The organism is Mesorhizobium sp. M7A.F.Ca.MR.176.00.0.0 (assembly GCF_004023165.1).
In the GTDB taxonomy this organism is placed as follows: domain Bacteria; phylum Pseudomonadota; class Alphaproteobacteria; order Rhizobiales; family Rhizobiaceae; genus Mesorhizobium.
Map to the genome: position 1 here is coordinate 1 of NZ_RZTC01000017.1, position 17684 is coordinate 17684.

The 17684-nt window shown below is 64.2% G+C and carries 17 protein-coding genes, 1 tRNA gene and 2 pseudogenes (1 of these 20 running past the window's edge); 9 read left to right on the forward strand and 11 right to left on the reverse strand.

The genetic code is table 11. The annotated features are described in order from the left end of the window. Positions 1-229: pseudogene (locus EOB59_RS08280) on the forward strand (LysR substrate-binding domain-containing protein); the annotation flags it as partial. On the opposite strand, the gene EOB59_RS08285 reads toward EOB59_RS08280, so the two are convergent. Continuing rightward, a complete protein-coding gene (locus EOB59_RS08285; protein ID WP_127396638.1) occupies positions 168-788 on the reverse strand; it encodes a TetR/AcrR family transcriptional regulator in 621 nt (206 codons plus the stop codon). The pseudogene EOB59_RS08280 and the gene EOB59_RS08285 sit on opposite strands and share 62 nt — an antisense overlap. A 66-nt stretch (positions 789-854) precedes the next feature. Between EOB59_RS08285 and EOB59_RS08290 the strand changes: the two genes are divergently transcribed. Both EOB59_RS08290 and EOB59_RS08295 read left to right on the forward strand, forming a co-directional pair. Beyond that, positions 855-1280, forward strand: a complete 426-nt coding sequence (locus tag EOB59_RS08290; protein WP_128288140.1) for a VOC family protein — start codon at positions 855-857, stop codon at positions 1278-1280. A gap of 593 nt (positions 1281-1873) precedes the next feature. After that, complete coding sequence (locus tag EOB59_RS08295) at positions 1874-2512, forward strand: hypothetical protein (RefSeq protein WP_145967611.1); 639 nt, start codon at positions 1874-1876, stop codon at positions 2510-2512. Between the two features lie 76 nt (positions 2513-2588). Here EOB59_RS08295 and EOB59_RS08300 read toward each other — a convergent pair whose 3' ends face one another. Beyond that, positions 2589-3536: a trypsin-like peptidase domain-containing protein gene (locus EOB59_RS08300; protein ID WP_127270143.1), complete on the reverse strand. Its 948-nt coding sequence runs from the start codon at positions 3534-3536 to the stop codon at positions 2589-2591. 168 nt (positions 3537-3704) lie between these two features. Here EOB59_RS08300 and EOB59_RS08305 point away from each other — a divergent pair, with 168 nt between their 5' ends. The 3 genes from EOB59_RS08305 to EOB59_RS08315 all read left to right on the forward strand — a co-directional run bounded on the left by EOB59_RS08305 (position 3705) and on the right by EOB59_RS08315 (position 6198). Further along, positions 3705-4577: a S1C family serine protease gene (locus EOB59_RS08305; protein ID WP_128288141.1), complete on the forward strand. Its 873-nt coding sequence runs from the start codon at positions 3705-3707 to the stop codon at positions 4575-4577. 8 nt (positions 4578-4585) lie between these two features. After that, on the forward strand, positions 4586-5221 hold the full coding sequence (locus tag EOB59_RS08310) for a helix-turn-helix transcriptional regulator (RefSeq protein WP_127269032.1): 636 nt from the start codon (positions 4586-4588) through the stop codon (positions 5219-5221). 110 nt (positions 5222-5331) lie between these two features. Next, positions 5332-6198, forward strand: coding sequence for an NAD(P)-dependent oxidoreductase (locus EOB59_RS08315; RefSeq protein WP_127269031.1), 867 nt, complete (start codon positions 5332-5334; stop codon positions 6196-6198). A 123-nt stretch (positions 6199-6321) separates the two neighbouring features. Here EOB59_RS08315 and EOB59_RS08320 read toward each other — a convergent pair whose 3' ends face one another. Together EOB59_RS08320 and EOB59_RS08325 are read right to left on the reverse strand one after the other, a co-directional pair. Continuing rightward, positions 6322-6837, reverse strand: coding sequence for a TIGR00645 family protein (locus tag EOB59_RS08320; RefSeq protein WP_127269030.1), 516 nt, complete (start codon positions 6835-6837; stop codon positions 6322-6324). 305 nt (positions 6838-7142) lie between these two features. Next, positions 7143-9200, reverse strand: coding sequence for an OmpA family protein (locus EOB59_RS08325; RefSeq protein ID WP_128288142.1), 2058 nt, complete (start codon positions 9198-9200; stop codon positions 7143-7145). Positions 9201-9397: 197 nt separating this feature from the next. Here EOB59_RS08325 and EOB59_RS08330 point away from each other — a divergent pair, with 197 nt between their 5' ends. Together EOB59_RS08330 and EOB59_RS08335 are read left to right on the forward strand one after the other, a co-directional pair. Further along, on the forward strand, positions 9398-9844 hold the full coding sequence (locus EOB59_RS08330; RefSeq protein WP_128288143.1) for a YcgN family cysteine cluster protein: 447 nt from the start codon (positions 9398-9400) through the stop codon (positions 9842-9844). A gap of 255 nt (positions 9845-10099) precedes the next feature. Beyond that, positions 10100-10456, forward strand: a complete 357-nt coding sequence (locus tag EOB59_RS08335) for a hypothetical protein (RefSeq protein WP_127269289.1) — start codon at positions 10100-10102, stop codon at positions 10454-10456. A gap of 243 nt (positions 10457-10699) precedes the next feature. On the opposite strand, the gene EOB59_RS08340 is transcribed toward EOB59_RS08335, so the two are convergent. After that, the gene (locus EOB59_RS08340) at positions 10700-11410 is read right to left on the reverse strand and encodes an SIMPL domain-containing protein (protein WP_128288144.1); all 711 of its coding nucleotides are present in this window, start codon (positions 11408-11410) and stop codon (positions 10700-10702) included. Positions 11411-11546: 136 nt separating this feature from the next. Here EOB59_RS08340 and EOB59_RS08345 point away from each other — a divergent pair. Beyond that, a tRNA-Ile gene (locus EOB59_RS08345) sits at positions 11547-11622 on the forward strand. A gap of 228 nt (positions 11623-11850) precedes the next feature. Here the strand turns inward: EOB59_RS08345 and EOB59_RS08350 are convergent. From EOB59_RS08350 to EOB59_RS08375, 6 genes and pseudogenes are all read right to left on the reverse strand, one after another. After that, the gene (locus EOB59_RS08350) at positions 11851-13227 is read right to left on the reverse strand and encodes an MmgE/PrpD family protein (RefSeq protein WP_127809631.1); all 1377 of its coding nucleotides are present in this window, start codon (positions 13225-13227) and stop codon (positions 11851-11853) included. 25 nt (positions 13228-13252) lie between these two features. Beyond that, positions 13253-14065, reverse strand: coding sequence for a CoA ester lyase (locus tag EOB59_RS08355; RefSeq protein WP_127809632.1), 813 nt, complete (start codon positions 14063-14065; stop codon positions 13253-13255). Then, complete coding sequence (locus EOB59_RS08360) at positions 14059-14901, reverse strand: MaoC family dehydratase N-terminal domain-containing protein (RefSeq protein WP_128288145.1); 843 nt, start codon at positions 14899-14901, stop codon at positions 14059-14061. The genes EOB59_RS08355 and EOB59_RS08360 overlap by 7 nt, the downstream gene beginning before the upstream one ends. 10 nt (positions 14902-14911) lie before the next feature. Continuing rightward, a complete protein-coding gene (locus EOB59_RS08365; RefSeq protein ID WP_128288146.1) occupies positions 14912-16039 on the reverse strand; it encodes a CaiB/BaiF CoA-transferase family protein in 1128 nt (375 codons plus the stop codon). Continuing rightward, positions 16032-16772: an NAD(P)H-dependent oxidoreductase gene (locus EOB59_RS08370; protein WP_127318279.1), complete on the reverse strand. Its 741-nt coding sequence runs from the start codon at positions 16770-16772 to the stop codon at positions 16032-16034. Before EOB59_RS08370 ends, EOB59_RS08365 begins: the two co-directional genes overlap by 8 nt. A 9-nt stretch (positions 16773-16781) precedes the next feature. Continuing rightward, positions 16782-17684: pseudogene (locus EOB59_RS08375) on the reverse strand (acyl-CoA dehydrogenase family protein); it runs 224 nt beyond the window's last position.

Below are 17684 nucleotides of genomic sequence, written 5' to 3' on the forward strand. Positions count from 1 at the left end.
GCGCTGGCTGATAGCAGACGACCTGGCGAGTGGCCGGCTGGTCGAAATCGACCTCGAATCCTTCAGGGAGGTGAGTTCGCCGCTGTTTGCCATGCACCGCAACGATCGCAGCCCGAAGCCCGCGGCGGCCTGGCTGATCGACCAGTTCAAGCGCCAGCTCGGCTGCTTCAACGAGTTCGAACCGGGCGAGGTGCCTGAGGAAGAGACAGGCCATCGATCAGTGCCATGAGCACGGCGCGGTAGTCCTGAGCTGACGCACCGGCCTCGATGGCCAGGGCGGCACGATCGAAGGCGGAGCCGAGCAGCGCGGTCAGCGCGTCGGCCGGCAATCTCGTCATCGTCTGCGCCCGCATCGCCGCGACCAGCCCTTCGCGCAGCGAACGGTTGCCGTGGCGGTTGTCGATCGCTTCCATGGCGGCGCGGCCAAGCACGGCCGGGCCGTCGAGCAGCAACAGCCGCGTGCGGCCGGGCGCGCGCATGGCGGCGAGATAGGCGTCGGAACCGGCAATCAGTGCGTCGCGGGCATTGAGCGATGGCGGCGAAGCGCGCTCGATCTCCTCAGCCACCGCCATCGCCTCCTGCTCGACCACGGCGGCAAACAGCGCCTGCTTGTCGGCGAAGTGATGATAGAGCGCGCCGCGCGTCACGCCGGCGGCAGCGACGATCTCCGGCGTGCTGGTCTCGGCATAGGATTTTTCGGTGAACAGCTTTCGTGCCGCGGCAATCAGGTCGGCGCGCGTCGCCTCGGTGCGGTCTCGGTTGGAACGACGCGCGGAATCGCGTTGCATACATGCAGCCTGTATGTTAATGTAAGTTACATGCAGACTGTATGTTAATCGACGGGAGAAGGAAAGATGAAGACGACGAGCTATTACCCGGTGCTGATGACCGGCGACGTCGCCGGCACGACGGCGTTCTATGTCGAGCATTTTCGCTTCCAGCCGCTATTCGAAAGCGACTGGTATGTGCATCTGCAATCGGTGGAGGACAGAAGAGTCAATCTCGGCATCGTCCAGGGCGATCATGAGACGATCCCGGAAGAGGGGCGAGGCCGCGCGTCGGGCCTGCTGATCAACTTCGAGGTGAGGGACCCGGATGCGGTCTATGAACGGGCCGTCGCGGCCGGGCTGCCGATCCTGCGCTCTCTACGCGACGAACCCTTCGGCCAGCGCCATTTCGTCACGCGGGATCCCAATGGCGTGCTGATCGACGTCATCAAGCCGATTCCGCCGAGCGAGGCGTTTCTGGCGCAGTACGCGGAGGGGGCGGTGGGCGCCTAAACGATATTCGTGTTGGCTGTTTCCTACGCAATTTATGATCATCCGGTAATTGCCAAGCCGAGAAAGGTTTGATTTCTGAGCAGATGTGCGATGCAATCATGCGAGTGCAGGTGGCGAGCGGACCATTGAATGACCGAAGATCTTGTCGATCGAATTTATGAAGCGGCGTTCGTCCCCGATTTATGGCCAGACGTCTTCGACAGGTTGAGCGAACTGTCGAACTCGGCCGGAGGCGGTATGGGTTTATTCGATGACCGGCTGGACCCGATGCTCTCGCGTCGGACCTGGTCCGGCCGAGACTGGAGGGCATCTCTGCGGAAGGCGGGTTCAAGAGCAGCAGTGTCTCCCAACTCCTGCTGACGCTGCCCCCACCCTCGGGATTCGTCTACGACGCGGACTACTTCCCCAAGGAGGCGCTCGAGAACAATCGGACGCGGCTCGACCGGACGCTGCCATTGGGAATCGGTGGCGAAGTCGGTACGTTCATATCCCTGCCTACAGGCGAAGTTCTGTTGTTTACGATGGAGCGTTGGCTGACCAATGATCGGCCATCCCGAGACGAATTGGACCAGCTCAACCGCATGAGGCCACATTTGGCGCGCGCCGGCCTGATTGGTGCGCGCCTGCGGCTGGAACGAGCGCGCGCTACGACTACGGCGCTTGCGGCGATCGGCCTGCCGGCCGCGGTGATGACGAGCAGGGGACGCGTTCTGGCGACCAATCAACTGCTTGACGCTCTGCCCCTTGTGTTCGTGCCGACGGCCCGTGATGGGCTCGCCCTTGCCGATGCCAAGGCAAACAAGTTGTTTCAGCAGGCGATTGCAAGCGGGACTGGTGACGCTGCGTCGGGTCGCTCCGTGCCCATAGCGCCAAGCGAGACTAGCGAGGCCATGATCGTTCACCTCATCCCTCTTCGCCGTCTGGCGCACGAACTTCTCTCAGGCGCCGACATACTGATCGCAGCCACGGCTCTCAACCCGACGAATCTGGTGCCTTCGCCGACCATCCTGACGCGCCTTTTCGACCTCTCGCCGGCCGAGGCGCGATTGGCAGCGGCATTGGCATCGGGGGATAGCCTTGGTGTGGCGGCGACAAACGCCAACATCACCTATCGCACGGCCAGCACGTATCTTGGTCGTATCTTCGACAAGACAGGCACGCATCATCAGGCGCAACTCGTAGCTCTCCTGAAGGGAGCCTATGTCCCCGTTGCTCCCTCGAAGGGGGAGTGAGCAACGGCGGCCTTAAAGTCTTTCTTTTGATACATGTCGTTGTCCCAGAACCGCGGCACACTTCTGGGCGACTGCACTAGCTTCGCGCAACCGGCATCACCGTCACCTGGCTGACGCCGGTGCGGCGCACCACGGTGCATTGTGTCTCGCGGCCGATGCGCTCGGCGTCGAGCACGCGCACCAGGTCGTCGACGCCGGTGACCGGGCGGCCGTCTATTGCGGCGATGATGTCGCCCTCCTTCAAGCCGGCCTTGGCCGCCGGGCCATCCTTCTCGACGCTGCGCAGCCGCACCGCGGTATTGGTCGACACTTGCGACAGGAGCGCGGCGCGTCGCGGCAGATTGACGGTGTCGGCCGAGACGCCGATGAAGGCGCGGCGCACGCGGCCGAAGCGGATGATCTCGGAAATGACGAAATTGGCGGTGTTGGAGGCAACAGCGAAGGCGATGCCTTGCGCGCCGTGGATCATGGCGGTGTTGACGCCGATGACCTCGCCGGCCGACGACACCAGCGGTCCGCCGGAATTGCCGGGATTGAGCGCTGCGTCGGTCTGGATAACGTCGTCGATCAGCCGGCCGGTGGAGGCGCGCATCGAGCGGCCGAGCGCGGAGACGACGCCGGAGGTGACGGTCCATTCGAAACCGAGCGGGTTGCCGATTGCAATGGCGATCTGGCCGCGCCGCAGCCGTTTGGAATCGCCCAGCGGTGCGACGTCGGCAAAGCTGCCGTCGGCGCGCACCAGCGCGATGTCGGTGTCGGGGTCGCGGCCAAGAACACGCCCTTCTCTCGAGGCGCCGTCCGGCATCGAAACGCGCACCGTCCTGGCATCACCGACGACATGGAAGTTGGTGACCACCAGCCCGTCCGGCGCAATGACGAAGCCGGAGCCATGGCCGCCCTGACCGCCAACGCGCTCGATGCGGCAGACGGCCGGACCGATGCGGTCGACCGCATCGGCAACCGTCGTCGAATAGGCGTCGAGCAGCGTGTCATCGGTTTGGAATTTGGCGACGGCGACGGCCATGGGAGGGCTCCGTGTGTTCAGGCTTGATCGTGACTATATGTGCGGAGCGGCTGGAACCGCAGCGACCTGACCAGATGGCCAGTCAAACCGGCAACTAGCCGTCAGGCGAGTACCCGCGGACGCGCTGTCGAGCGATATCTGGGGCATGGATGAACCCAGGAGACCATTATGAGCGATTTCAATCTGAGCGCGTTTTCGCAAGCCGTCGCTGATCTCGCCGCCAAGGCCGCGCCGGCAACGGCTGGCTTCGCCACGCATCATCACCGCACGGCAAGCGCCTTCCACTGGCGTGACGGCTATTTCGTCACCGCTGAAGAGGCTGTCGAGGCCGGCGAGGAGATCGAACTGGTGTTGGCCTCGGGGGAAACGGTGAAGGCCGAGCTGGTTGGCCGCGACCCTTCTACCGGTGTTGCCCTGCTGAAGCCGTCGGAGGCCGTCAGCGCCGCGCCGTTGGCCAAGGCCGATGCGGTGCGGCCGGGCAACATCGCCATTGCCATCGGCAGCAGCGACGGTTCGGCTTTGGCTGTTTCGGGCTCGGTGGGCGAAGTCGGCCCGGCCTGGCGCTCGATGCGCGGCGGCACCATCGACCGGCGCATCAATCTTGCCGTCGGCGCCGGCGGCCGTTTCGAGGGCGGCCCGGTTCTCGACGCCAAGGGTGCGCTGATCGGCATGCTGTTGTTCGGACCGCGCCACCGGGCGCTGGTCATGCCTTACGAGACGATCGAGCGGGCGGTCGCGACCTTGCGCGAAAAGGGCCATGTCGCGCGCGGCTATCTCGGCGCCGGCCTGCATCCGGTACGCGACCGCGACGCGCAGGGCGCGATGGTGATGAGTCTCGATGACGATGGTCCCGCGAAGACCGCCGGTCTCTCTCTTGGCGATATCATCGTGGCGTGGAACGGTGAGGCGGTGCACGGCCCGCGGGACCTGATCCGCAGGCTCGGACCCGACAGTGCCGGCTCTTCGGTGACGCTCGGTGTCGTGCGCGGCGGCGAACAGCGCGATGTCGTGCTGACAATCGGCGAAAAGCCGCTGAGCTGAGGGCATCCATGGACACGCTCACCAGCGACAGGATCATGCATGACGGTGCCGTCTCGCGGCGGCTGGTGGTGCTGATTGCGCTTGGCGATGCGTCACGCGCCGAGCGCCTGGCGGCCTCGCTGGCCGCGAGCGATGACCTGCTGCCGGTCGTGGCTGGCGGTGGAAGAGCCGACGTCGCCATCGTTGACGACAGCATTGGTGATGGCGTGCCGGCCCTCATTCCACGGGTGCTGCTGACCGGACGCGCTGGCGGCGAGCGGCCCGCCGGTGAGGTGCTGGCCGTGATGTCCGCTGGCGCGGAGGATTTGTTGATCGCCGCGGCGGCGCGGCTGGCCGCGGCCGGCTATCGCGTCTCGGGCGAGCGCGGAAGCGGACGCCATGAGGATTTCCGTGCCGGCGATGGCGAGCCGTTCGAGGAGGAGGCCTCCGACGAGCATGCCGCCCGGCCTTCGCTGTCGCCGCGTGAGGCGGAAGTGTTGGCGCTGCTGGCCGAGGGCGCTCCAAACAAGGTGATTGCGCGGCGGCTGAACATTTCGGTGCACACCGCGAAGTTCCATGTCGCCGCAATCCTGATCAAGCTCGGTGCGGCCAACCGCACCGATGCGATTGCCATTGCGATGCGCCAAGGGTTGGTGCTGGTTTAGTCATAAACCCTACGCTGCGTAACGCGGTGTCCAGCGTGTCGGGTCTTGCGCTGCGGTCGCCCGCCGCGCAAAGGTTTGCGCCTGTTGTGTTGCAAGGGAGGCGCAAGGAAATGTCGCTCAAGGGAAAGACGCTGTTCATCTCCGGCGGGTCGCGCGGCATCGGGCTGGCGATCGCGCTGCGCGCGGCGCGCGACGGCGCCAATGTGACGATCGCGGCCAAGACCGCCGAACCGCATCCGAAGCTGCCGGGCACGATTTATAGCGCTGCCGAAGAGATCGAGCAGGCTGGCGGCAAGGCGCTGCCTGTTTTGTGCGACATCCGCGAGGAGGCGCAGGTGGCCGAGGCGGTCGCCAGGACCGTGGAGAAATTCGGCGGCATCGACATCTGCGTCAACAATGCCAGCGCCATCCAACTCACCGGCACGCTGGAGACCGACATGAAGCGCTACGACCTGATGCATCAGATCAACACGCGCGGTACCTTCCTGGTCTCGAAAATGTGCATTCCTCACCTGAAGTTGGCGCAAAATGCTCACATCCTGAATCTGGCGCCGCCGCTCGACATGAAGGCCAAGTGGTTCAGGAACCACGTCGCCTACACCATGGCCAAGTTCGGCATGTCGATGTGCACGCTGGGCATGAGTGCGGAGTTCGCCAAGGACGGCATCGCCGTCAATTCACTGTGGCCGATCTCGACCATCGACACGGCGGCGGTGCGCAATCTGCTCGGCGGCGCGACGGTGGCGGCGATGAGCCGTTTGCCCGACATCATGGCCGACGCCGCGCATGCCATCTTCATGCGGCCGGCGCGCGAGACAACAGGTAATTTCTACATCGACGAGGAGGTGCTGCGCGCCGAGGGCGTCAGCGACTTTTCAGCCTATGCGCCAGGTGCGACCGGGCCTCTGGCCGGAGATTTCTTTGTCCCTGACGAGGTGTTTGCCCGCACGGACAGCAAGATCAAGAGCATCTACTAGATCCGCGTCATTGTGAGCGTCGAGCTAAGCCATCCGCCGTGGCTGAGCCACGGCAAAGCCTTGCTCACAAAGCGATAGGGCGCCAACCCTGCCGGGGTGATTCAAGGTCCGGCAGGCGCTTGCTTACGCCTCATCCTTCTTGCCTTTGCCGAGGCCCATCAGCCGGTCGATATAGGCGAGCATGAGGGCCGAGACGACGAAGGCGAGATGGATGATGGTCAGCCACATCAGCTGGTCGGTCGTGTAGGTCGACGAGTTCAAAAACACCTGCAAAAGGTGGATGGACGAGATGGCGACGATAGTCGAGGCAACCTTGACCTTCAGCGAGCCGACATCGATGGTGCCCAGCCAGTGCACGCCACCCTCCTGGTCGTCGAAGCGGCTGACGAAGTTCTCGTAGCCCGAGATGATGACCATCACCACCAGCGAGGCAACCAGTGCGGCATCGATCAGGCCGAGCATCTTGAGGATAGTGTCGGTGTCACCGAGCGTGAACGCCAGGGTAATGAACTCATAAAGCTTCTTGCCGAATGACAGCGCATAGACGGCCAATGCCAGGGCCAGGCCGATATAGAAAACGACGAGCAACCAGCGTGAAGCGAGAATGATCGATTCGATGGCGAGTTCGAGACGCTTCATGGGATGATTCCGGCTGGTTATCTCTCAGACAATGGCCGTATTCGGCCAGGCCGCCACCGTTTGCAAGACAAAAAACCCCGCCGAACAAGGTCCGGCGGGGTTCAATGCGTCCCGCTGGAGTCAGGACGGGGCAGGGAACGCCCAGCCCCGAATCTGGGGTGGCTGGGCCCGCGATTCAATGAGCCGTGTCTAATGCCCGTACAATTCTTGTTGAACCCGTCACATCCATCCATCCCCGACGGTGCCGGGGATGGATGTTTCTCGTGCCGATTCCACAAACCGGGTCATGGTTTTGAAATCATGACCTAATTGTTGCTGGCCACAGGTGCCACCAGCGAGGTGATGCGGCGAATGCCGACGCGCCGGTTCTCGCGGTTCGGCGCCGACGTATTGACCTTCAGATACTCCTCGCCATAGCCCTGTGTCGTCAGGTTCTCCGGCGGGATGCCGAAGGCGTTGGTCAAGGCCTCGGCCACCGATTCTGCGCGGCGATCGGAAAGAGCCAGGTTAGCCTCCGGTGTGCCGACGGCGTCGGTGTGACCTTCGATCAGGAAGGTCTCGGCAGGGTTCTTCTTCAACAGCTTCTCCATGGCCGTCGCGACGCCCTCGAGCTTCTGCACCTCGGTGTCGGAGATCGAGGCCGAGCCGAATTCGAAGTTGAGCGTGTCGAGATCGACGCGCCGTGCGATGTCGCGCACGCGGGCCGAACGTTTGACCTCGTCGATCGAGTAGAGGCGCTGGACCTTCTCCACCGGTGGCTGTTCGAGGAAGGTGTAGTAGTCGTCCGGATCTTCGACATCCTCGGAGTCCAGAATGTACTCCTCGCGCGGGATTGTCAGCCGCATCGGCGGCAGATCATCGCCGGGATCGCGCCAGTCGCTGTCGTCCTCATAGTGCCGCTCATCGACATAGCTCAGCACATATTCGCGTCCATCCGGCGCAATGCGCGAACGCTGGATAACGTCGCCATAGCGGTTGCGGATGGTGACGATCTGAACACCGTTGTCACGCTCGACGATTTCCCGGGTGCGGTCGCCCGACAGATCCTCATAGTAGACGTTCCTGGCGCCGCGGGTCATGCGCGGGGCGTCATTGCTCTCGACGAATGTCTGGTTGTTGAACTGCAGGATGACGCGGTCGCCGAGTTCCCTGACGACGTCGACGCCTTTCGGACGCCGGCGGTCACGGACGTTCTCATCGGGCGCACGCTCTACGCGCGTGCCCTTTTCCTCGGTCACCGGCGCGATCTTCTCGGGCTTGATCTCCTGTTGTGCGGCCCTGTCGTCGGTGGGCGGCGGACCTTGGTCGATGGGAGCAGCCACCGGCTTACGGCCTTGATCGCCACCTTGCTGGGCATTTTGCCCGCCATTCTGCTGCTCGCCATCCTGGGGGACGATCTTGTCGCCCTGCTTGCGGCCGCCTCTGCGTTCGGCGTCCTTCTGGCTGTCCAGGATGGGAGCGGCGTTTGGATCGGCCGGTGCTTCGCCTTGCACCGGGTTTTCGCCCTGTGCCGGTGCTGCCGTCTGACCATTGGCCGGTTGTTCGCCGGTGGCTGGCTGTTCGGCTGTGGCCGGCTGCTCGCCAACAGGTTTCCTGACACGCTTCTTCGTCGTGTCCTGGGGCTGCTCGCCCTGGGCCGCGGGCTGTTCGCCGGCAGGGGCCGTCGCCTCTCCAGCGGGAGCCTCTTTCGGTGCCGGGGCGACTTCAGGTTGGGCCTGCTGGTCCTGCCTGTTCTTCTTGCGCGGCTTGGCCTGCTCGCCGGGCTGATTGTCGTTGGCCGGTTCCGCCTGGGTGGCCGGCGCCTGCTCGGTCTGCTGCTGCTGGTCGCGCTTCTTCCTGCGCGGCTGCTGTTCCTCGGCTGGCGCTGCCTGTTCGGCCGGCGCCTGTTCGGTCTGCTGCTGCTGGTCGCGCTTCTTCCGGCGTGGCTGCTGTTCCTCGGCTGGCGCTGCCTGTTCGGCCGGCGCCTGCTCGGTCTGCTGCTGCTGGTCGCGCTTCTTCCTGCGCGGCTGCTGTTCCTCGGCTGGAGCGGCCTGTTCGGCCGGCGCCTGCTCAGCCTGCTGCTGCTGGTCGCGCTTCTTCCGGCGTGGCTGCTGCTCCTCGGCGGGCTGTTCGCTCTGGGCAGGCGCGGCCTGCTGTTCAGGCTCGGCCTTCTTGCGCTCGCGCTTCTGTTCGGGTTCCGCCTGCTGCTGTTGTGCGCAGGCTTCGCCTTCGGCACATGCTGCTTGCGCCAGGATGAATGGGGCTGCCGTGCGCTGGGCAAGGCCGGACGCGACACTTCCCTGAAGCGGGAACGCGCCCAACGGCGCGGATGCCATAAGCAGGCCGAGTGCCGTGCCTGCCAGAATCCGTGGTTGGCGTTTCATCGAAATTCTCCTTGTGGGGTCCCATCCTTGCCGAAACCGATCTTGTGCCGATTGGTTCCAGTCTGGCACGGATAGAGGCCGTACGGGGCGATTGACCGACCTTTTGAAGGCAACTTCATGTCATTCACCTGGCGATAGCCGCAATTGCGACCATTGCCGCGCTTGACCTTGCCCGCGGCTGGGGCCACATCCCGGAAATGGAAACGCCATTCTGGAAAACCAAGGCGCTGGAGGCGATGAGCCCGGCCGAGTGGGAATCGCTGTGCGACGGCTGCGGTAAATGCTGCCTTTCGAAGCTTGAGGACGAGGACACCGGCGAGATATACTGGACCAGCGTCGGCTGTCGGCTGTTCGATGCCGAGACCTGCCGCTGTTCGGACTACGTCAACCGGCTGGCGCGCGTTCCCGACTGCGTCGGGCTGACGCCACAGAATGTGCGAACCATCAGTTGGCTGCCCAGCACCTGCGCCTATCGGCTGGTGGCCGAGGGCCGCGACCTCTACTGGTGGCACCGGCTGGTGTCGGGCAGCGCCGAGACCGTGCATGAAGCCGGCATCTCGATGCGCGGCCGGGTCAAGGCGAGCGAAACCGATCTTGCCGAGCCGGAAGACTATCTTGACTATGTACTGGACGAGGAGCCGTAGGACCAGCGTCGGTGAGCAAGAGCCTCGCGTTTGAAGACATTCGGCCAATCCGCGGGGTCGGAACCGGGCGCCGGGTCAGGCGTTCTGCCCTTCACCGAGGGCTGGGGACGATGGCGAATGGCCGGAACTTTCCTTTTTCCCGCCATATGAACCGGAGATGAACGGCAGGTTCGTAAAGAGTTCAGACAGGCAGGCGCATTCTCCGACCATCGGTTCACGAGGACGGGCGAAGGCCCGCAAAAAGGAGAGAAGACGATGTTCAACACGATCAAGACGGCAGCCCTTTCGGCCCTGGTCGGTCTCGGCACGCTGGCGGCCGTTCCCGCTCACGCCGACAGCCTCTATCTCGGCTTCGGCAACAACAACGATCCGCGTTTCGGCGTCTATACCGGTGACGACGGTTATCGCCATCGCCGTGACGAGCGCCGTGGCAACTGGCGCCGTGGCTGCTCGCCGGACCGCGCCCTCGACAAGGCCGAACGCATGGGCCTCCACCGCGTCCGGATCGTCGACGTCAGCCGTCGTACGGTGAAAGTGGCGGGCCGCCAGGATGGCGACCGCGTCGTCGTCGTGTTCGCCAATGAGCGCGGCTGCCCGGTCATCTATCGCTAAGCTCGGGTTTGGCCGATCAAGAGGCATGATCCTCTGCAAGGATCAGCCGGCGGCATGATCTTCTACGAAGATCATGCCGGGAGACGCGATCTTCTGCGAAGATTGGTCTGGACTAGCCGAGCCCCTTTCCGTTTGAGGGGTGTGGCTCGAAAAAACCCGCGGGAGCAATCCCGCGGGTTTTTCATGCACGCCATTGGTTGATGATTGCCGTGGCCAGGCTCAGCCACGGATCGTCAGAGCCGCTTATTTCAGTTCGAAGGTGACGGTGACCTGCACATTGTAGGCGTTCTCACCGGCCTGTACCGGAGCCGCGCCGCCCGCGGCATCGAAGGCTTTGGCATTGATCGGCATCGGCGCCGGCCTGATGTTCTGGTCTGTGATCTCGAGCACCCGGCCCAGGCTGACGCCGGCGGCTTCGGCCAGCGTCTTGGCCTTGGCCATGGCGTCGGCGACCGCCTTCTTGCGCGCCTCGGTGACCGTGGCTGCCGGGTTGTCATTGGTGAAGGCAATGCCGCCGCCCTGATTGACGCCCAGCGACACCGCCTTGTCGAGGACCTCGCCTGTCTTGTCGACGTCGCGCACCCGCACCGAAAGCGTGTTGGTCACCTGGTAGGCGACGAGTTCGGCTTCCTGACTGCCGTCCGGCTTGTTGGTGTAGTTGTAGCGCGGGTTAATCTGGATGCCAGCGGTCTGCAGATCGCGGTCCTTGATGCCGGCGGACTTCATCGCCGCGATCACGGCGGCCATGGCGTCATTATTGGCATCGAGCGCGGCGCGCGCGGTTTTGGCCTCGCGCATGACGCTCAGCGTCAGGACCGCCAGATCGGGGGCTACGGTTGCTTCGCCTTCGCCCGACACGATGATGCGGGGCGGCGTCGGCAGATCGGCGGCTCCAGCCATCGCCGGAAAAGCGATTGCAGTGGCGAGCGCGAGAGGCAAAAGATGTCTGGTCATGAAAATCTCCTTGGTCTGCGATCAAGTCGCAAGGGGTCGCGTAGAGCGCGATTATGGGTTGATTTGGGCGATCTGCGGAAGCCCGTCGGGGAAAGCCTTGTGCCGCGATGCGAAAAACATTAATCCAGCCCGCGTGGGGCCTGTAGCTCAATGGTTAGAGCCGGCGGCTCATAACCGCTTGGTTGGGGGTTCGAGTCCCTCCGGGCCCACCATTATCGCTATTTATCAATAAGTTATCGTTTTTTATTTGCCTCGGTTAGCCAAAATCAGGTTGGCGAGTCTCCGTCGATCTCGTTGAATTCATTGATTTATGATGGGCTCCCGAGGACTGCCGATCAAACTGCTTTGCAACATAGGGCGGCGCGAAAGGAATCGAACTGCCCGCAATGCGCTCGTTCCATCCGTTTCGGGCGGGTGCAGTCCTTCGGCGCGACAGCGGGCTAACTCTCAGCAAATATTTCCGCCGTGCTCCCGGGCTGACCGAGCCTCCAGATGCGGGCTATGCAGCGACGCATCTCGTCAGCGGTGGCGCCGCCTCGGAATTCGGCGAGGCGTATGGCCTTGGCTTCCAGTTCCTGTTTCGAAAGGGTGTTGCCGGGATCTCCCTTGGGCTCGTCGACGCGGGCATTGAATTTGCGGCCGTCAACCGTCGTGACGCTCACCTTGCCGACCCACTGCTTGGGATAAAGGGTGTCGACCTCGGCGTCGCGTTCCATATGCACCTTCGCGCGGAAACGGGCGACGCGGGTGTCGGCAAGTGCATGGTGTTCGAAAGCATCGAGGTCAGCGACGCCGTGAACGGCGATCAGCCCCAAAACCGTGCCCATGGAGAACTTCGCCTGGTGGACGGTTTGCGGAGTGACCACCGCGCCCAGGACATCGATGGCTCCCTGATGGACATGGGTCACCACGCCGGTGATGTCGTCCGGACCGAGCCCTTCGCGGCGCATGAGAGACTGCAGCGCGTCGGCGGCCGGATGAGTGTGCCGGCAGGCTGCGTGCCATTTGAAGGAGGTCTCCTCGGTTGCCCAACGGCTGCCGAGCCCGTCCGTCAGGCGGGCCGGATCGGCGTCGCTGGACATTCCGGCAGCCATTCCTTGCTGGCCTTCGAGGATCCGCGCGGCGCCCTTGAAGCCATCGCGCGCCAGATAGGCAGCGAACAGACCGTTGGCGGCCGCTCGCGCGGTATGGAGTTGCTTGGAATCGGCAGCGTCACGCAGAAATTCCCAGAGACCTGCCGCCTGCGTACCGGCCGAGCCGACAGCATGGTTGAGCCCGGCTGCGTCCAACCCGATCAACCTGCCGACCGCCGCGGCTGCTGCCACTGCGCCAGCCGTGCCGGTGGTGTGGAATATCTCGTAGTGCGAGCGTCCGAGGAATTCTCCCACGCGGATGCCCACTTCATAGCCGGCGATGCAGGCAGTCAGCACTTCGCGGCCGGTCTTCCCCTCAGCCTCCGCAACCGCCAAAACGGCCGGAAAGATCACCGCCGCCGGGTGAAAGACCGAGCCGTTGTGAACGTCGTCCTGTTCCACGACATGGGAGGCCGCCGCATTGACCATCGCTGCGAAGTAGGGGCTTGTGCGCCGCCGCGTCGGGATGATGGTGCTTGGGCCGTCCGCCGGCCCCATGGCACGCGCAAAGCCGTCGATCATCTCGACCTGGTGCGCGCCCTTGCCGGCCAGCGCCGAGCCGAGCCAGTCGATCATCAGTCCTTGCGCGAAATGAACGACGCGCGGCGGGATCTGTTCGAAGTCGAGTTCGGCAATGAAGGCGCAGAGCCTGGCGGTCGGCCAATCGGCGGTGTCCGTGCTCATCGGTTGCTTCTCCTCTGCATGCCCTTCAGACCAAAGCGGCCCGGCGCAGGACCTGCCTTGCACGTTCGACGACCGGTCGATCCACCATCTCGCCTTTCACCAGGCTGACTTCGCCTGATGAGGCCGCGCCAATGATGTCGCGTGCCCATGCGATGTCACTATCGCTCGGGCGAAAGCCATTGCGAATCGGCTCGATCTGCCTCGGATGGATGGCCATCTTGCCGCCAAAACCCATCTTCATGGCGTGGCGGGCGTCATCCTCGGTGATTTCGGGACTGTTCAGGTCGGTCGTTACGCCGTCGATCGGCGCGGCACGGCCAGCCGCGCGCGAGCGCCAGACGATTTCGTTGCAGGCCGCAAGCAAGGTCAGTCGATCATGCGCGCAACCGAGATCGAGCGAGAAGTCGACCGAGCCGAAGGCGACGGCAACGACGTTGGGCATGGCCAATATGTCCGGCAAGTTGGCGAGACCGACGGCGCTCTCGACCAGCGCGATGACGCAAACGCTGCGTGCCATGTGCCTGGCCATATCGGCAATGTCTTCCGGACGTTCGGCCTTGGGCAGCATGACGGAGACGCCGTCGAGGCGCCGCAGGGCGTCGATGTCCGCTTCGTGCCAGGGTGTTCCCGCGGCATTGATGCGGACCACGACCGCGGATTTCAGCGCGGCTGCATGAGCAACGACCGCTTCCCGAGCGCGGTCCTTGTCGCCAGGGGCGACAGCATCCTCGAGGTCTAGAACGACTGCGTCCGCGCCGCTGCTGTCGGCTTTGGCAAACCGCTCAGGACGTGAGCCCGGCACGAATAGCGGCACGACAGGCGTGACGAAGCTCACCATTGCGCCGTGGCTTTCACCGTCACATGGCCGTCGGACGACCGTGCCTCGAGAGCCATGCCGTCCTGGCCTGGGGATGTTGCGCTCAGAAGCAGGCGCTGTGGGCCGCTCGCCGGATGGACGCCGCGGAATGAGAAACGGCGCGGCGACTGACCGACAATGGCGGTGGCGAAGTTCATCAGCAGCGTCGCCTGCAGCGGGCCATGGATGACGAGCCCGGGATAGTGCTCGACCCCCGTGGCATAGGGCGTGTCGTAGTGGATGCGATGCCCGTTGAACGTCAGCGCGGAATATCGAAAGAGCAGCACGGGATCGATGTCGATCGTGCGCTCGTGCGATGCGGCCAGGGGCGAATTGGCCGGCGGGGCAGGGGACGCAGCAGCGGCTTCGGCGCCGCGATAGACGATGATCTGGTCCTCCTCGATGACCGGACCGGAATCGTTGGCGATGTCGTGCCGGACCGTGACGAAGGTGAGCGGGCCGGAGCGGCCCTGCTTCTCCTCGATGGCGGCCAATGTCGAGCGGCGGCGGATGCGGTCGCCAGAGCGGATCGGCGCCATGAAACGCACGTCGCTGGCAGCCCACATGCGACGCGGAAGCGGCACCGGCGGCAGGAAGCCGCCTTTGGCCGGGTGCCCGTCAGGTCCGAGTTCTCGCATGGCGGCAATGTCGGGTGTCAGGCACCAATGCAGTCCGGGCGCGGCCGCGCCCTCGGCAGTCTGCGCCGCGTGGTCCCCAAGCGTGGCGCCAAAGCTGGCCAGCAGGCGCGGGGTCACAACATCCTCGACCTCGTGCGTGCGTCCAACCCATTCCTGCAGTGTGCTTGTGTCCAGGCTCATGAGGTCCTCGTCAGGCGGCGAATTCGGACCGGATCCGGTCCGTATCGGCGCCAAGCGCGGGGACGCTTGGAACCGTTGCAAATCCCTCCGGCCGCCCTGCCGGCTTGGGTACTGCGATGCGCTTGCCGTCCGGCAGTGCCACCTCCGTCCGGCGGAGCGCCTTGTGGTGCGGCAGGTCGCGCATTGCACTCACCCGGCCCCAGGCGATCTGCGCCTCGTCGAGACGGCTTATGGCCTCGTCGCAGTCGATTGCCCCGAAGATCGGTTCGATCTCGGCGTCGAGCGCCGTGCGGTTGGCAACCCGCCAGGTATTGGTGGCGAAGCGTTCGTCGGCGAACAGATCCTGCCTTTGCAGCACGAGCGTGCAGAAGCGCTTCCATTCATTGTTCTGCTGGATGGACACGACCACGCTGCCATCCCGACAGGCATAAGGTCGATAGGGGTAGATCGAAGCATGCGCCAGGCCATATCTCTGCGTCTCGCGGCCCGCATATTCGTAGTGCAGCAGCGGCACGGTCATCCAGTCGGCCATGGCGTCGAACATGGCAATCTCGACAATGCGGCCGCGCCCGGTCTTCTGGCGCGCCAGCAAGGCTTCGAGGATCGCTGCATGGGCATTCATGCCGGTGGCGATGTCGGCGGCGGAAACCCCGATTTTGCTTGGCGTGTCCGGCGTGCCGGTAACGGCGCAGATGCCGCTTTCGGCCTGCACCAGCATGTCGTAGGCGCGCATGGCCGCGTAGGGCGTGTCCTGCCCGTAGCCGACGATGTTGATGGCTATCAGCCGAGGAAACTCTTTCGCAATTGTATCGGCCGAGAGGCCGAGCCTGTCGATGGCGCCCGGCACGAGATTCTGCACGAGGACGTCGGCGCGCGCGACCATCCGGTGCAGGAGAGCCAGGTCGTGCTCACTCTTCAGGTCGAGCACCGCGCTCTCCTTGCCGCGGTTGAGCCAGACGAAGTAAGCCGACATGCCTTCCACTGCGGAATCGTAATGACGCGCGGTTTCGCCTTCCGGACGCTCGATCTTCACGACGCGTGCGCCGGCATCGGCAAGGCGGACCGTGCAGAGCGGAGCGGCGACGGCCTGCTCGATCGAAACGACAAACAGGCCCTCCAGCGGGCGGGCGTCAGACATTGCGCTGCACTCCCGAGCGCGCCAGCACGCCAGGCTTCAGCCGCTCGTTCTTGCCGTAGTCCTCGGCTGCGTGGAAGAACAGATGCGGCGTGCCATCAATGTCCTCGAGCCTCTTGCGGTAGGCGTCCAGATAGGCCTTGCGGCCATCGTCGCCGACGCGGCCCGGCATGTAGGCGACGAAGGGCGGCAGCACGTCGAAGCCGGAATAGCGCAGCAGACCATTGTGGATCGGCCACAGCACCGTGAGGATGTCGCCGTCGATGCCATCGGGCGCGTAGGTGTCGGCCGACGTGCCCGTGGTGGCGGCCACCATGGCGAGCTTTCCCCTGAACATGCCGGTGTCGTATTTGCGGCCCGGCAGATAGGCGAAACCGCGCGCGAAGACGCGATCGGCCCAGCCCTTGAGCATTGCTGGCATTCCGAACCACCAGACCGGGAACTGGAACAGCACGAAGTCCGCCCGCTTCACCTTTTCGATCTCTGCACTGATATCGGCCGACAGTGCGCCGGCCTCGTAGGCGGCGGTCTGTTCACGCGGCAGGCTGAAGAAGTCCGGATCGTTACGCTCGCCCGATACGTCGCCCGGCCCTGCGACAGGATTGAAGCCCATCGCATAGAGGTCGCTGACGACTACATCGTGGCCTGCGCGGGTCAAGGTTTCCACGGCCAGATCCTTCATGGCGCCGTTGAAGGATTTTGCTTCCGGGTGTGCATAGACGATGAGGACGTTCACGGACGACTCCTAGTAGGAACGCGGCAGTCCAAGCACGTGCTCGGAAAGGTATGACAGGATGAGGTTGGTCGAGATCGGCGCGACCTGATAGAGACGCGTCTCGCGGAACTTGCGCTCGACATCGTACTCTTCCGCGAAACCGAACCCGCCATAAGTCTGGATGCAGACATTGGCGGCTTCGTTCGAAGCGTCGGCCGCCAGCATCTTGGCCATGTTCGCTTCGGATCCGGGGTTCTTGCCGGCCTCGTAGAGGTTCAGCGCCTCGCGCACCATCAGTTCGGCCGCGCGCATGTTGGCGTAGGCCCTTGCGATCGGAAACTGGATGCCCTGGTTCTGGCCGATCGCCCGGCCAAACACATGCCGCTCCTTTGCGTAGGTGCTTGCCTTTTCGATGAACCATTTCGCGTCGCCGACGCATTCGGCTGATATCAGGATGCGCTCGGCGTTCATGCCCGAGAGGATGTAGCGGAATCCCTTCCCCTCTTCGCCGATCAGGTTTTCGGCGGGTACGCGCAGATCGTCGAAGAAGACCTCGGTGGTGGCATGGTTCATCATGGTGCGGATCGGCCGGATTGTGAGGCCGTTGCCGACGGCTTCGCGCATGTCGACGATGAGGACGGAGAGGCCGTCGGTCTTTTTCATGCCGTCCTTCAGCGGCGTGGTCCGCGCCAGCAGCAGCATCAGATCCGAATGCTCGGCGCGGCTGGTCCAGATCTTCTGGCCCTTGACCACGAAATGATCGCCGTCGAGGCGAGCAGTGGTCTTGAGCGCCCCCGTGTCGGTCCCGCTGGTCGGTTCCGTGACGCCGAATGCCTGCAGGCGCAGTTCTCCCGTGGAGATCTTTGGTAGGTATCGCTGCTTCTGCGCTTCCGAGCCGTGGCGAAGAAGCGTGCCCATCGTGTACATCTGGGC

Coding starts and splice junctions, on each gene's coding strand:
- EOB59_RS08355 (WP_127809632.1), bottom strand. CDS start 14,065: ATGGTGAGCTTCGTCACGCCTGTCGTGCCGCTATTCGTGCCGGGCTCA.
- EOB59_RS08290 (WP_128288140.1), top strand. CDS start 855: ATGAAGACGACGAGCTATTACCCGGTGCTGATGACCGGCGACGTCGCC.
- EOB59_RS08360 (WP_128288145.1), bottom strand. CDS start 14,901: ATGAGCCTGGACACAAGCACACTGCAGGAATGGGTTGGACGCACGCAC.
- EOB59_RS08305 (WP_128288141.1), top strand. CDS start 3,705: ATGAGCGATTTCAATCTGAGCGCGTTTTCGCAAGCCGTCGCTGATCTC.
- EOB59_RS08365 (WP_128288146.1), bottom strand. CDS start 16,039: ATGTCTGACGCCCGCCCGCTGGAGGGCCTGTTTGTCGTTTCGATCGAG.
- EOB59_RS08300 (WP_127270143.1), bottom strand. CDS start 3,536: ATGGCCGTCGCCGTCGCCAAATTCCAAACCGATGACACGCTGCTCGAC.
- EOB59_RS08315 (WP_127269031.1), top strand. CDS start 5,332: ATGTCGCTCAAGGGAAAGACGCTGTTCATCTCCGGCGGGTCGCGCGGC.
- EOB59_RS08285 (WP_127396638.1), bottom strand. CDS start 788: ATGCAACGCGATTCCGCGCGTCGTTCCAACCGAGACCGCACCGAGGCG.
- EOB59_RS08320 (WP_127269030.1), bottom strand. CDS start 6,837: ATGAAGCGTCTCGAACTCGCCATCGAATCGATCATTCTCGCTTCACGC.
- EOB59_RS08310 (WP_127269032.1), top strand. CDS start 4,586: ATGGACACGCTCACCAGCGACAGGATCATGCATGACGGTGCCGTCTCG.
- EOB59_RS08325 (WP_128288142.1), bottom strand. CDS start 9,200: ATGAAACGCCAACCACGGATTCTGGCAGGCACGGCACTCGGCCTGCTT.
- EOB59_RS08335 (WP_127269289.1), top strand. CDS start 10,100: ATGTTCAACACGATCAAGACGGCAGCCCTTTCGGCCCTGGTCGGTCTC.
- EOB59_RS08340 (WP_128288144.1), bottom strand. CDS start 11,410: ATGACCAGACATCTTTTGCCTCTCGCGCTCGCCACTGCAATCGCTTTT.
- EOB59_RS08350 (WP_127809631.1), bottom strand. CDS start 13,227: ATGAGCACGGACACCGCCGATTGGCCGACCGCCAGGCTCTGCGCCTTC.
- EOB59_RS08330 (WP_128288143.1), top strand. CDS start 9,398: ATGGAAACGCCATTCTGGAAAACCAAGGCGCTGGAGGCGATGAGCCCG.